This is a genomic window from Candidatus Saccharibacteria bacterium, from assembly GCA_016700015.1.
GTDB lineage: Bacteria > Patescibacteriota > Saccharimonadia > Saccharimonadales > Saccharimonadaceae > Saccharimonas.
Genome location: CP064995.1, coordinates 465,295 through 478,653 on the forward strand (window position 1 = coordinate 465,295; position 13,359 = coordinate 478,653).

The 13,359-nt window shown below is 50.6% G+C and carries 11 protein-coding genes and 1 tRNA gene; 6 read left to right on the top strand and 6 right to left on the bottom strand.

Features of this window, described 5'->3' with window-relative positions:
- The first annotated feature begins 41 nt into the window (after positions 1-41).
- Positions 42-2,591, top strand: coding sequence for a cation-transporting P-type ATPase (locus tag IPM09_02630; GenBank protein ID QQS22413.1), 2,550 nt, complete (start codon positions 42-44; stop codon positions 2,589-2,591).
- Here IPM09_02630 and IPM09_02635 read toward each other — a convergent pair.
- From IPM09_02635 to IPM09_02650, 4 genes are read right to left on the bottom strand one after another with little or no spacing between them, the layout of a single operon-like run.
- Complete coding sequence (locus tag IPM09_02635; GenBank protein QQS22414.1) at positions 2,579-4,633, bottom strand: SulP family inorganic anion transporter; 2,055 nt, start codon at positions 4,631-4,633, stop codon at positions 2,579-2,581. The genes IPM09_02630 and IPM09_02635 overlap by 13 nt on opposite strands.
- A gap of 31 nt (positions 4,634-4,664) precedes the next feature.
- Entirely contained in the window at positions 4,665-6,158 is a 1,494-nt protein-coding gene (locus tag IPM09_02640) for a hypothetical protein (GenBank protein ID QQS22415.1), read from the bottom strand.
- Positions 6,159-6,217: 59 nt separating this feature from the next.
- Complete coding sequence (locus IPM09_02645) at positions 6,218-7,033, bottom strand: DUF817 domain-containing protein (GenBank protein ID QQS22416.1); 816 nt, start codon at positions 7,031-7,033, stop codon at positions 6,218-6,220.
- Positions 7,020-7,235, bottom strand: coding sequence for a hypothetical protein (locus tag IPM09_02650; protein QQS22417.1), 216 nt, complete (start codon positions 7,233-7,235; stop codon positions 7,020-7,022). Before IPM09_02650 ends, IPM09_02645 begins: the two co-directional genes overlap by 14 nt.
- Positions 7,236-7,354: 119 nt before the next feature.
- On the opposite strand from IPM09_02650, the gene IPM09_02655 reads away from it, so the two are divergent.
- Positions 7,355-7,428: transfer RNA gene (locus tag IPM09_02655), tRNA-Gln, on the top strand.
- 162 nt (positions 7,429-7,590) lie between these two features.
- A complete protein-coding gene (locus tag IPM09_02660; GenBank protein ID QQS22418.1) occupies positions 7,591-8,169 on the top strand; it encodes a prepilin-type N-terminal cleavage/methylation domain-containing protein in 579 nt (192 codons plus the stop codon).
- Here the strand turns inward: IPM09_02660 and IPM09_02665 are convergent.
- Positions 8,166-8,603, bottom strand: coding sequence for a DUF937 domain-containing protein (locus tag IPM09_02665; protein ID QQS22464.1), 438 nt, complete (start codon positions 8,601-8,603; stop codon positions 8,166-8,168). The genes IPM09_02660 and IPM09_02665 overlap by 4 nt on opposite strands.
- A gap of 140 nt (positions 8,604-8,743) precedes the next feature.
- Positions 8,744-9,133 carry a DUF4332 domain-containing protein gene (locus IPM09_02670; protein QQS22419.1) on the bottom strand — a complete coding sequence of 130 codons (390 nt, stop codon included), beginning with the start codon at positions 9,131-9,133 and terminating at the stop codon, positions 8,744-8,746.
- A 101-nt stretch (positions 9,134-9,234) separates the two neighbouring features.
- Between IPM09_02670 and IPM09_02675 the strand changes: the two genes are divergently transcribed.
- From IPM09_02675 to IPM09_02685, 3 genes are all read left to right on the top strand, one after another.
- Entirely contained in the window at positions 9,235-11,667 is a 2,433-nt protein-coding gene (locus IPM09_02675; protein QQS22465.1) for a phosphoketolase family protein, read from the top strand.
- A gap of 1 nt (position 11,668) precedes the next feature.
- Positions 11,669-12,850, top strand: a complete 1,182-nt coding sequence (locus IPM09_02680; protein QQS22420.1) for an acetate/propionate family kinase — start codon at positions 11,669-11,671, stop codon at positions 12,848-12,850.
- A gap of 105 nt (positions 12,851-12,955) precedes the next feature.
- Positions 12,956-13,291 (top strand): hypothetical protein, encoded by a 336-nt coding sequence (locus IPM09_02685; protein ID QQS22421.1) that lies wholly within the window; start codon positions 12,956-12,958, stop codon positions 13,289-13,291.
- The last annotated feature ends 68 nt before the right edge of the window (positions 13,292-13,359 follow it).

A 13,359-nucleotide genomic window follows, 5' to 3' on the forward strand; every position in this document is an offset into this window, starting at 1 on the left:
AGTGGCAGCCCAAAGACGCAAGCGATGCTATAATACTACTAATGGTTTACTACACGCAGACAGTCGACGAGACACTTCATGGTCTTGATAGTAATATTGCAGGCTTGTCCGCAATTGAAGCGGAAGAGCGACTGGCACACTACGGCCCCAATAGCATTCGTGTGCGAAGTGAGCCATGGTGGGTGAAGGCCATCGAGCCGTTTCGTTCGGTCTTTATGGCAGTGCTTGTTGTTGCCATTGTCATCAGCCTACTTCACCACGCTATTGTCGACGCAATCATCATTGGGCTTATCATCACGGTGAGTGCTGGGATTTATTATGTCCAACGCTTTTCAACCGAGCGAGTGCTACGCTCACTACAAAAACATCGTGCTATTTATGTCAGTGTGCGCCGCAAATCCGAAACACGCCTGCTTGAAGCCTCAGCATTAGTACCGGGCGATATTATATATCTGGAAGAGGGAGACAAAGTCCCGGCCGATGCACGACTCATGGAGGTTGCGTCGCTGCGTGTCGATGAGTCGCAACTTACAGGGGAGTCACTTCCGATTAGCAAAGAAACCGTCGCTCTTCACGGCGAAAAAGAGGTGTACGAGCAATCGAATATGATATTCCAGGGCTCATTCGTTGTCGGCGGGTCGGCGACAGCCATCGTGACGACCACAGGAAATGACACCGAATTCGGAAAAATCGCCGATCTTTCAAGCGAGGTAGGTGTCGATAGCCCGGTGCGCAAGAAGATAGATGGGCTTATCACAAAACTAATTGGCATCGTTGCTGCTGTTGCTATTGTTGCATTCGCTCTTTCACTTTACAGGGGCATTGAAGTCACCGAAGCACTGCGCTTTGTGATAGCACTGAGTGTGAGCGCTGTGCCGGAAGGTCTGCCGATTGCTATCACGGTAATTCTCGTTCTTGGTATGCGTCGAATGGCCGCTAGACGAGCGCTCGTACGCACCATGGGCGCTATCGAATCGATCGGTACCATCACGACTATCGCCACCGACAAAACCGGCACTCTCACAAAAAATAAACTAACTGTACGGGAGTTGTGGCATCCAAGCGGAAGTCATGACAGAGTCGCTAGAACTCTAGCAGCTGCAACAATACCTCCGCGTCATAGCACAACCGTTCACGATCCACTCGACATAGCCTTTCAAGAGTACATTGCAGCTCATCACGAAAACGCTAGCCCTACACCCAATCACGTCTACGAGTTTGAGCACGAACTATCGATGAGCGGTACACTCCATCATCATGGCTCAGCCTACATGCTTTCGGTAAAAGGCGCACCTGAACGAATTCTCGAAAAGAGTGATTTGACCGAAAACGAGCGAGAGAAGGCCATCATACAGCTCCATCATATGACAGGCATGGGCTACCGTGTGCTTGCCCTTGCGCACACCCAACTAAGTCATAATCTCTCATCGCTACATAGCCTCCCTAATAAGCACCGCCTGACATTCGATGGTTTTGTAGCTGTAGCTGATGTGCTACGTCCAGAAGCGCGCACGGCCATCGCTACCGCCCAGCGAGCCGGTATTACTATCCGTATGATTACGGGCGACCATTTTGAAACAGCCTTTCATATTGCTAAACAACTCGGACTAATTTCAGGGAGAGATCAAGTATTCGACAGCCGCCGCATGTCACATATGTCTGACGACGAGCTTTCATTAGAGCTCGATAATGTGCGCGTATTCTCGCGAGTGGCGCCAGAGCACAAACACCGTATACTAGCAATTCTAAAGCGCGATAACATCACCGCTATGACTGGTGATGGTGTTAATGACGTACCGGCACTGACAAACGCGCACGTGGGAATCGCAATGGGTTCTGGCGCACAAATCGCAAAAGACGCAGGGGATATTATCTTGCTCGATAACAACTTTCGCTCAATCATCACTGCCGTACGTGAAGGAAGAATAGTCTATGCTAATATCAAGCGAATGGTCGTGTACTTGTTGGCGACAAGCCTTGGTGAAGTTGTTGTTTCTATCGGTTCGCTCTTGATCGGTTTACCGCTTCCCCTAGCACCAGTCCAAATTCTCTGGATAAACCTCGTCACCGACACCTGCATGGTAATTCCTCTTGGACTAGAGCCTGGTGAGCGTCATACTATGACGTCGCCACCTCGTCCAGCCGCCGCTCCGCTCCTCACTCGGTTTATGATCGGGAGAATTCTGGTAGCTGCTGGTATTATGGCGATACTAACACTTTATCTTTATAGTACCTACGCCGCCAACCAGGGGCATGACTACGCCCGAACAATTGCCTTTAGTGCACTCGTCACAATGCAGTGGGCAAACGCTTTTGTGGCCCGTAGCGACCGCGAACCACTATGGCAGCGCCTCGCAAAGCCAAATCCAGCATTCTACGTTGGTCTGATCGCTGCCGTATCGATGCAAACAATCGCAGTGTTTGGTCCACTCAGCAGCCTACTGCACGTTACCACTATCGCTCTTGGCGACCTCGCTTACGTGTCACTGGTCTCTTTTATCATCCCAATCATCGTACTCGAAATGTATAAATGGCTCGGAAGGCAATACGCTCATAAAGCCGCTTCCAGCACCATCAACTACGATCGATGAGTACGCTGGTAGTCATGGAGCAATACAATATCAGACATGTCCTTACGCCGACCTAGGTGTTTTTTTATTTCAACCAATGCCTCGACCGACATACATCGCACCCCATCAATCATCTGGGCATCGCTCGACAATTTTTTGAATGACTTTCCCATCCATGTATGCATTAAATTATAGCCATCACGAGACAAAATCCGTTTGCCATTATCTTGTGTGTATTGCTGCCAACGCTTTTCATCTCGAAACTTCGCATATGTGTCATCGCTCACTACAAGATCTATGTCAGATGTATTGCGGAGGTGAAGCGCATCAAGCACTGCTCCTCCAATGACAACATAGCTATCTGGGGGAAGATTGAGTGCCTTTACTCGCTCTATCACCGAGTGACGATGATGAGTGTGCCCAGTAATAGCAGCGTTTAGAGTTGAGAAGAGATTCTCCTCCCCAACAAGATCGGTCATGCCATAGTCATCAAACTGCTCATAAAGATTGGGCGAAACGTGGGCGAAGCCTAGTTTAATACCATCAGCGCCAAATTGACGATAAAGTTGTTTGATTTGTTCAACTGCGGTGTAGTCAATGCTGTCGATCGCCCCCGCGTCAACTACGACATAGTGTACAGGCTCCTTGGCTTCATCAACAGCGCGGCGAAGCTGCGAACAAAAATACATTACATTTTCAAAGAATAACGAGTTTTCGAAACTATACACTAATAGTCCGCGCGGGTGATTATCTTCATGATCATGGTTAGTAATTCTCTGCTGAGCCCAGCTAGAAAGTCTACCGTCACGCAGCAAAATCTCGTCACGCGGGCGGTACTGGCGGCTTAAACGTTCCATCAGCGATACAATCACAGCTATCAATATACCCTGTAATACTCCGAATAATGCCGTCACCACAAGGGCGATCATAGCCACAAAGAATTCAATTCTATGCATTGTCCAAATATAGCGCAGCTCCTGAAGTCGAATAAGCCGCAGCCCAATCATACACACCACTGCCGATAATGCAGCTTGCGGAACATAGCCAAATAAGTCACCGCCAAATAGTAGCACTGCACCGACAAGTACACCCATCAGTATGTTAACAAGCTGCGTGTGCCCTCCAGCCAGGTCGCTCGCAATACTTCTAGGTGGGCTGCCATTAATAGCAAAGCCGTGACTCATCGCCGAAGCAAGATTGGCTGAGCCGAGCGCAAACAAGTCTTGATTGAGTCGCAACCTGTCATCATGTTCGGCCGCCAAACTACGGATCACTGCCGAACTCTGCGCCAGTACTACTAGGGCAATCGACAGTGCAGCGGGAAGTAGCGAAACAACTGTCCCGATATTCAGCTCGGGTATTCCAAGAGCGGGCAGGCCGCGGGGAAGTGCGCCGACAAGCTTCACGCCATAATCGGCAATATGAAATCCCCATGCAAACACGCCGGCTAACAACAACCCGCCTAGTTCTCCCGGAATCTTGGTTGCGCGCGTCAGTACAATAATGCCAACCACGAGTATCGATACGGTTACTGTCATGCCGTTCATCGAGCCTAGATTACTAAAAACCGCACTAACATGTGCCCATAGATCACCCTTAGCACTAATTCCGAGCATTTCTGGCAGTTTGGTGACGATAAGCTGAACACCGACTCCTGCCAAAAATCCGACCATCACAGGGCGAGATATAAGATCGGCGAGAAACCCTAGCTTGAAGGCGGCCATCATGAAAAGCAGCACTGCAGTCAAAATACTGATGAGCGTCACAGCACCCGCATACTCTGCCGTTCCCGATTGCGCCACTAGCACGGCACCTCCGGCAATCAAGGCAGCTGTCGCCGAATCAGCACCAACCACCAGGCGGCGCGTGCTGGCGAGCAGCCCAAATACAATCGGCGCAAAAAGCGCACTATAAAGACCGGTGACTGCCGGTAAACCTACGATTACCGCGAACCCAAGTGATTCAGGAATAGCAATTGCCGTTACCAGCAGCGCCGCGATGATGTCTGATTTAAGATATTTCTTTTTGTAACTAAAAATACTAGGGGTTAGGCTAAGCCGCATATGCCTATAGTAGTGCGCCAGAGAAGGGCTGTCAATCTACCACACCGTACGAGCGCACGTAGTCAATAACTTTTTGAGCAGTAATCGGTCGACCAAATGCGGCTACCAGTCCACGAATGTCCTCCCCGGCTCGCTCGCCAAGCGTCACAATACTCGGTTCCTTCACCCCAGTGCTAAGGTCACGCTGCGGCATACCAGCACTTGCAAACAGACCGTTACACAAACAGGCGGCTTCACCGATTTTTTTCCGTGCAAATGGCCCGCGAAAACGATTTGACATTTTGCCTATATCATCGGCAGGGCAACGCCAGTCAAGTTCATCATCTGGCGTCGCATAGGGGGTACGCAACACGCTAATATCGCAGACTCGCTCACGACCTTTGTATACTTCTGGATCAGATAGTGTCCCTTCGACTTCAGCAACTTCAAACGGATAGCCCGTCGGCGAAACACCTTTATCACTGCGCACTTGCAGCCGACCAAGCAGGGCACTCATGACAACTTTACCGCGCTCAAGTGACGAGAGCCCGGACTCTTGACTCGCCGCAAATAAACTACCAATCTGCACACCAGCGCCGTCAAGCTGTGCGACATTCCCATACTCACTGGCGGCACCGCCAGCCATAATGACCGGCACACCCAGCTGCAAAAAGTCTTCGTAGGGGTCTTCCGGTATACTGTCAGGCATGTTGTGGCCACCGGCAATACGACGTTCATACACAATTGCTGCCGCGCCGTTGTCAACATAATGCTGTGCACCGGCAACCGTGCCGGCAATTGCCCAGAATTCTGGCTTTGACGCCGGTGAACCACCATAAGGAGCAGGATCAAAACCTATGGTTGCTTGCTGCCAGCGACTGCCCTCGGGGGCATAATCAACCGCAATGGGGTAATCAACCCGATTACCCGCATACAGCGTGTCAATGACGGCGGGGATATCGGCTTTGACGCCCGCACCACGCGCCGTATAGTCAGCCCCACCGAGCATCGCACCATAGAGTGCTGCAGGCATCGGCAGGGGAATTTTGCCGAGGCCATTCATACCAATAAACCCATTACCCTGGGCTAGTCGCCGGGCTGTCACCACCTGTTCAAATGCATCGAGCACTGTGAGCATTTCGACAAGCGGCACACCAGCGGCAAGGTCGATGCGATTTTCAAGCACATATTTTGGCACTGGCCGATAGTGCTTGCCAAGTTTCCCTCGTACTCTTTCTAACCTGCCAGCTTCGCGGTAAAACTTGTCAAACGCATAACTGACCATTGCCTGATTGGGGAATGACGCCAGCGAAGTGCGCACGTGACCACCAAGGTCGCCGTCTTGCAGCACGCGGGCAATCCGGGTTGCACCGCCCGTTTCTGACAGAGTAGCAAACTCGCCCGCCTTAGCGACAGCACCCGCCAGGTATTTACTGGAAATATCAACCCCCATACCACCGAGGACGATAATCGGTCGTCTTAAACCTTCCGCACGCTCGCGTCGATTACGTTCCTGTGTGATGATTGATTCGCCTGTTGCTGCCATAGTGTCTCCGCCGATTTAGTAGTAATGTCCATTGTAGCGTTTTATACCAAGAAGACAAATTAGCTGCGGCGGGTGCGAAGATAGTTTAAACAATCGATCATAATGAAACTTATAATCATAAGTAACAGCCACGCGCCAAGTTTATCGAAGCTGACAATATGCCAAATCTGTGACTGGCTAGGATAGAGCCATGTGTGAGTATAGGTGCCAATATTTTCTGCGATCCATATAAAAAATGCGATAAGCAGGAAACCGATAAGTATCGGCATGCTATGTTCACGAAGATTCAGCGTGTAGTAAACGCGGGTGCGCCAAAACAATACACCGATTGCCGCAAAGAGGAGTATTCTCACGTCGGGCAAATAGTGATGACTAAAGAAGTTGCCATAAATCACTATTCCCAGCAAGATCGTCCAAACCCGGGGCGGGTAGTGAGTAAAGCGCAGTGATAGTACGCGCCACGCCCGCGCTATATAGCTACCAACAGCCGCATACATAAATCCACTAAATAACGGCACGGTACCAAGTCGTATCGTGTTTTCTTCAGGGTAAGACCATGATCCGATACCACTACTTGTCTTGAACAGCTCCATCGCAAGTCCCACAAGATGAAAAATTAGTATTGTCACCACTTCACGCGGCTGTTCAAGCCGGAATAGCAACATGCTAGCCTGAATGAGGAGGGCGATGACGAACAGCCAATCATAGCGAGCAAGGTAGGGGAGCTCGACATAATTCGTGACGATAATAGCACTAAGAAGCAGCCCGCCAAACAGTGCCGCCCACGCCTGGCGAATGATAAAGGTCAGCAAAACCCCGCCAGGAAGCTGGCGAACATAAGCGATGAATTGTTGCTTACGGCTAATCGTCGTCATCAACGTCAAAGTCAAAGAGCGCGAACCCGTACGCAACCGCCGTCGCAACAAGCAGGTAGAACCCAACCCTTTCGGTAATAAGTCCCGTCATCACCAACACCGCTGCCACGAGCGCAAGCGCCAGTCCTGACCATATCATCACTGTGCGCAGTACGTTACCGGTTTTCTGGACTGCTTGCTCGTGTACTCGTCTTTTTGGCATATACCTCTCCTTACGCTATATAGTGCTAGCATATGTCATCTGCTTGCCTGTTGCAAGCAGCGCACGCAACACTCCAATCGACTATGTGATATGATATACTATCGTATGTCACCACCTAATGGGGTGTCGTCTAGAGGTAGGACAACGGGTTTTGGTCCCGTCAGCGGGGGTTCGAGTCCCTCCACCCCAGCCATGAAAATTCTCGGAGATGCAATGCTCCGAGAATTTTCTTTAATCGGAACAAAGCCGAAAAAGTGATAGGGCTTAGGCAGGCGAGAGGCAACCACCTAAGACTGTCTACACTGCGTATTACTCTACACATACACCAACAAGTCGAGCATGCTATACTAGCCCTATGACAAAACGCTTACGTGGTTTTACCCTTGCTGAGCTGGCTATCGTTATTGTTGTGATTGGAATTTTAGCAGCAATCGTCGTCGTGAATTATAGCGGTGCCCAAGATCGAGCTAAAAATGCTCAGACACTGAACGCAGTCGACCAATGGCTAAAAGCGCTCGAAATGTATCGAGCACGCAATGGCGCATTCCCTAATATATCGAGTTGCCTTGGTGCTAATTATGGATACAATATTGACGGCACAGGAGCATCGGGCATTGGTCAGTGTCGTCAGGACAACGTCACGACAGGCGTTGTTGATAACGCAGCGTTTGATAGCTTGCTATCGAAGTATTTATCTGGAAACCCAACACCCGCGATGATAACTACCATTGTGACTAACCCGACGTACTGGTATCGGGGTGCTTATTATTATGTGACCGGTGGTAATTCACGAATCGACTTTACGCTTACCGCAGCAGCCGGGAGTTGCCCAGCAAAAATTGGCGGTGATATAGCACTGTCAAATGGAGGCTATACCGGAACAAATGGTAACCTACTCTGTGCCTATATCATTGGTCCGACCACAGGCTACTAGTGTTTGGTAAATAATCCGCCTAGCAGGTCGTCGACAACATTGCCATCGCCGTTTTTGTCGAGCATCGCCGTCGCGATCGACATTAGCGGATTGCCATTTTTCGCTGTTTGGTTTTTCAAAAGATCCGATACGCCACCGGCATCGAGCCCTGCCGTCGTTTTCTTCTTAGCAAGAGCTGCCATAATAAGCGGTGCGGCAAACGAAAGGATGTTAGCGACTGTCGCCGCGTCGATACCGGTTTTTTGCGCCACCGTTTCAGCCGCGACCGACGTTTTGTCACCAAATACATGACCTAAAATATTGCCGCCATCTGGATTGCTGCTACCGCCACCAAAAAGACTCTCGATACTTTCAAGCAGGGAGCCGCTATGATCTTTTGTAAGAGCAGTATCGAGCGATGCTGCCCCATCTGGCGTCGAGCTATTGTGAGCCATTTGGCCAATAATGACCGGTAGACCTATGCTGATAACTTTTTCAACTGTGATTGATCCGTACCGGTCGACGTGCCGATCTTACCGGCGACATCACCTTTGACTATACTGGTCACGAGTGATTGTAGGTCCATAGCATCTCCTTAGTGGCGAATTACTTTTTGTAGGCGTTTTGCTTGAGCAATATACTGCTGCAGTTCATCGATCGATGGCGCCGTTCGTGGTGACTGCGCTCGAAGCGCTTCATGTAGCGCTTCTGGACGACGATAGGCAAGTTTTGGAATGGTCGTAACACCCGCGTGATAAAGTAAGTGAGCATGAGCCGGGGCAATGTCGCAAATCCGGCATAAGTCCGCTTGGTGTACGTACTGCTCAATTTCAGCCAGCCCGAGACAGGTTTCGTCTGCCAGCTTAAGCCGGCCCAGCGGAGTTGCACCGACTTCGAGTAATTGCTTCGCAGTGTGAATACCTACGGCATGAAACGCAGTTACTCGTTTTGGCGTCATGCCTTTCATTTCAGTAATCTGTGTCATACGCGAGGTACACCTCCTTTATGCGCTGTCTGTCCTATATTATACGCCTGGTCCTCAAACATAGATACAGTTTAGCCACGAAAGTGATTATTTCACTGCTTATGGTTATGGTGTATACTACGGATTGTATGAACAATAACGAAAAACACTCTATGGGTCAGTACTTACGCGCGGTCAATTATTTGACAGCAGCGCAAATTTTTTTAGCAGATAACCACCTCATGACGCGTCCGATTACGTTTGATGACGTTAAAAGTCGCTTGCTGGGGCACTGGGGGAGTGGGCCGGGTATCAATTTTGCCTATGCACACCTCAGTCGTTTTGCTAAAAAATATGACCACGATATGATGTTTGTACTCGGCCCGGGACACGGTTTTCCGGCGCTGCAGGCCAATTTGTTTCTTGAAGGCACTTTAACCTTAGCTGACCCTACACTCCAGGTGAATCTCGACGGTATTCGTAGGCTATGCAGAGGTTTTAGCTGGCCGTACGGCTACCCCAGCCACTCTAACCCCGAAACTCCTGGTGTCATACTGGAGGGTGGCGAACTCGGCTACTCACTGAGTACAAGTTATGGCGCCATCCTCGACAACCCTGGGCTCATAGTCGCTTGCCTTGTTGGTGATGGAGAAGCTGAAACCGGACCCACGGCAGGTGCCTGGCACCTAAATAAGCTTGTCAATCCACGCAAAGACGGCGTAGTACTGCCGATCTTGCATCTCAATGGCTACAAAATCAGTCAACCGACAATTTTCGGACGCATGAGTAACTACGAACTCATGACACTTTTTAGCGGCTACGGGTACGAGCCTCGCATTGTTGACACAACAAACTGTACAGAGGGAGAAGCACATGACCGCATGGCTGAGACACTCGACTGGGCACAGCAAATTATCGAAGAGATAAAAGCGACGACTGACACCGTTAGTCCTCGCATGCCGATGATTATCATGCGCACCCTAAAGGGCTGGACAGGTGTCAAGAACCTACCCAATGGCGACAAGATCGAAGGCAACTGCCTCGCACACCAAGTTGTCCTCAACGAGGCCAAGACCGACCCCGAGGAGCTAAAACTTCTCAACGAGTGGCTGGGTGGCTACAAATTCGACGAACTCTTTAGCGAAGAAAAGGGCTTTGGTGATTTTGTCAGCGATATTCTGCCTGATACGCTTGAAAAGCGCATGGGGATGAGCCGTCATGCTCACGGTGGACCTGCCGTATACAAACCGCTTAGCTTGCCACCAGTAGAGCAGTTTGCCGAGGACGCTACCGTACCCGGAACGATGGGTAGCAGCAGCATGCGCCGCAGTGGATTGTATCTCGAAGAAGTTTTTCGTCGCAACGCCGACAGTAAAAACTTCCGCTTTATGAGCCCTGATGAAACCTACTCTAATAAACTTGATGATATCTTCAAAGCTACCAGCCGAAGTTGGCAATGGCCAATCACGAGCTGGGACAAAGACCTCTCTCAGGATGGGCGAGTGATGGAAATGTTGTCAGAGCACAATATGCAGGGCCTTATGCAGGGCTATGTACTCACAGGCCGCCATGCTATGTTTGCTAGCTATGAAGCCTTTTTACAGGTGGTGAGCAGTATGGTCGACCAGTACGCCAAATTCCTCACACAAAGCCGTGGCGTCGAGTGGCGTGGTACCATTCCAAGTATAAACTACATTCTAACAAGTAGCGGGTGGCGCCAAGACCACAACGGATTCAGTCACCAGAACCCCGGGTTTATCGACGACTTACTACGTCGTCAGAGTAACTTTTCAGATGTCTACTTCCCAGCAGACGGCAACTGTACGCTTGTAGTACTCGAAAAGATGCTCACCAGTGTGCGCCAAATCAATGCAGTTGTTGCTGGTAAGACTGTTGAGCCACGCTGGCTCACTGTCGACAAGGCCCGACAGCAAATTGATCAAGGTCTCATGATCTGGGACTTCGCGAGTGATGACAACCCCGACCTAATTATGGCAGCAGCAGGTGATTACCCTACCAAAGAAACAATGGCAGCAATCGATATCATCAAATCCGAAAGGCCAGATGTACGCATTCGCTGTGTGAATGTTAGTAGCCTTACAACCATGGGCTTCGGCACACTCAACAATACTGCCGATCAAAAGTTTTTCGACCACATATTTACCGAAAACAAGCCAGTCATTTTCAACTTTCACGGCTACCCGCAAACTGTTAAAAGCGTGCTATTTAACTACGCTGTCGACAGTACTCGATTTGATGTGCGCGGCTATAAAGAAATCGGGAGCACCACCACCCCCTTTGATATGCATGTCCGCAACGAGACCAGCCGTTATGACCTCGTGATTGCCGCCTTTAGACAGCTCGGTCACGATGGCGTAATCCCCTTCGAAGAGGCCGAGCATTTAGCAGCTCAGTATAAAGCAAAAATTGATAAAAATACTGAATACATCAAAGCCAATGGTATTGACCTACCTGAATTGGATGCTTGGGTGTGGCCGCCTGCACGTAACCTTGAGCGTGCTCAGGAGGAAGAGTGGCACGGTCAGACGAACTAGCATGGCGCTGATTTTGGTAGCAAATCCAGGTAGTTCATCACGCAAATATGCTCTCTACGATGATGGGCCGGACTTACGTGGTACCATGCACTTTGAGATTGAAGATGATCGACTCATCTGTACGCTAATAGAAGCAGGTGAAGGTGAGCGCCGACTCGATCTCGACTTTGACAAGCTGAGTGATGCAGCGACGCATGTTGAGCAACTCTTTGCACGTGAAGGCCTGCTCAAGGACGATGAACGTATAACACACATAGGCTTGCGCATCGTGGCACCAAGCAGCTACTTCATGCGTGACCATATCGTTACAGACGAAGTCGTCAATAAGCTTGAGCAGCTCTACGAGCTGGCACCGCTGCACATCGCCGCTTCACTAGGCGAGCTCAAATTTCTGCGTCAATCACTGCCTCAGGCGACAATCGTCGGCGTGTCCGACAGTGCATTTCACGCCACCAAACCACCCTATGCCTGGAACTATGGTATCGATATCCATGATAGCGACCGGCTCGATATCAAACGATTCGGCTATCACGGTATATCGGTAGCAAGCGCCGTTGATGCGCTATGGAACAAAGGCAAGCTGCCGCCAAAAGTGGTTGTCTGCCACCTTGGTAGTGGTTCCAGCATCACCGGCGTATTCCACGGCAGGAGCATCGACACCACCATGGGCTACACGCCCCTCGAAGGCTTGCTGATGGCAACACGTAGCGGCAGTATCGACGCTGGCGCACTGCGCGCCCTGAAAAAGGGCCTAGAAATGAATGACGATCAGCTCGAAGATTACTTGCATACCAAATCCGGCCTGTTGGGCATTGCGGGGAGCGGCGATATTCGCAGCCTAATTGACAGAGAAGCCGACGGTGACCACATGGCGCACCTCGCATTGACCACTCTTGTTCACACCATTCACAAAGCTATCGGCAGTATGGTGGTCGCTATGAACGGCTGCGACTTGCTGGTATTTACTGGTACCGTAGGGGAACGCTCAACCGTGCTGCGCAAACGCATCGTCGCGCACCTTGAATTCATGGATTTTGCACTTGATGGTGAGCTCAACGAAGCCTGCACGTCACCAGATACGATGACCACCATCAGCCAAGCAGCCAAATCACGCCCCATCTTGGTCATTCCCGCCAACGAATCGCTGGAAATTGCCAGGCGCGTTGCCAAAACTACTGCATAACCGGCACATTTTTTGATAGCAACCATGTTGCTTTTTTATGCATTTCGTGCTGTAATTGTACTGATGATACCGAACATCGGTATCCGTACCTGAGAGGAGGCGGCCATGACCGCCCTGACCACGAAATCGCTCGCCGCGTTGCTTGCAGAGCGAGCCGAGCTCGTCGCACGCTGCGAAGGGCTGATCAAAGCGATTAGCATACGTCCAGGCTCCTTCACCTACATGAAAGATTCCACTGACGCTAGCAAGGCGTTGGTCCTGGACGCACTCGAACAGACCATCGCTCGCATCGACCGCGAGATCGCCAGTCTCGGTGACATCCAGGACACACCATCACCGCAAGATGCGCGAGAGTGGACCCAACCAGAGACAGCGTCTGCAGCAACACACCAGCTGTCCTGCGGCTGCGCCAATGAGTTGTGCACTCGCCTTAACGCATAGCACACACCGCCCAACCCCACCAGCGGGGAAGGGCGGCTTTTCATATGCACGACACATATTGCGCTACG